At 68.3% G+C, this 1,327-nt stretch carries 1 protein-coding gene; it reads right to left on the bottom strand.

The features are described 5' to 3' along the window. A partial coding sequence (locus ACWDD7_RS37745) for an MBL fold metallo-hydrolase (RefSeq protein WP_450460719.1) occupies window positions 1-581 on the bottom strand: 581 nt, incomplete at its 3' end. Window positions 582-1,327 lie beyond the last annotated feature (746 nt).

Genomic DNA, 1,327 nt, shown 5'->3' with positions numbered 1-1,327 from the left:
TTCTTGCCGCAGGCGGAGCCGGCGCCGTGGGCGGGGAAGACGCGGACCTCGTCGGGCAGGGTCATCAGCTTGTGGTGGACGCTGTCGTAGAGCATCGCGCCCAGTTCCTCGGCGGTGACGCCGACGGAGGCGAGGAGGTCGGGGCGTCCGACGTCGCCGATGAACAGCGCGTCGCCGGTGAGCACCCCGTAAGGGACGGTGTCCTCGGCCTTCTCGAAGACGAGGATGCTGATCGACTCGGGGGTGTGTCCCGGCGTCTCCATGATCTGGAGGGTGACCTCACCCAGGGAGATCCGCTCACCGTCGGCGAGCTTGCGGATCGGGTACTCGGTGACGGCGCGCTGCCCGTAACCGATCCATGCGCCGGTGCGCTGGGCCAGCTCCAGGTGGCCGGCGAGGAAGTCGGCGTGGAAGTGGGTGTTGATGACCGCTTCCACGGTGAATCCGTGGGCCTCGGCGTCCGCGACGTACTCGTCCACGTCCCGGCGGGGGTCGACCACGACGGCCTTGCCGCTGGTGGGATCGCCGATGACGTACGCGGCCTGGGACAGGCAGTCGAGGTAGTGCTGCGCGAAGTGCATGGATGTCTCCTGACGCGGGTGATGCGGAGGGACTGGAATCCCTGGATACCCGGTGGGGTATATGAAACAGATACCCGTGGGGGTATTGATGGGAAGCATCGTATACCCACGGGGGTATACGGGAGCAAGCCGGCCTCGGGGGGTGAGCCGGGTGTCGCGTGTGCGATCGGCGGCTGGATCCCGTGGGGGGCCTGGCCGGCGAGGCGGTCGCGTCGCCGCCTCGATCGTCCGGGTCGTCGCTGTGGAGGCGCTCCTTGACCTGCGACTTTCCGTGTCCGGTCGGGTGTCGCTCGTCACTCGTGAGGGTTGTCGGTGACCGATGTCGCTCGATCGGGGTCGGTGCGAGGGCTGGATACCCCCCGGGGTACTCGTGCTATCGTATGCATATACCCCCGGGGGTAACCCGAGGGGGTCTCCGTGTTCTTCACGGACACCGTCGGCCGGGAGGCGCTCGGGAGTCGCAGTCACTGACCGACCGGTGATGTCGCGGGCTCGCCGCCGTACGCCTCAGGGCGGGCGCGGCGACCGTGGACGAGGCTTCGGCTCCGCCATCGCCGCGAGGGCTGACCGTGACGACCGGCTGAACGCCTTTCCCGTTCCGCCCTTATCCATTTCCGAGAGGTTGTGTGATGTCCCCCTTCTCCACCGGCGAGGACCGTGTCACCGTCGACGAGGCTGTCCGGTACACCCGGGGCGCCGATGCCGCGGCCGTTCTGCTCGACGTGCGTGAGCAGCGTGAGTGGGAC

This window comes from Streptomyces sp. NPDC001056 (genome assembly GCF_053598955.1).
Note: the sequence above shows the minus strand (reverse complement) of the source record. Positions and strands in the feature narration are given on the sequence as shown.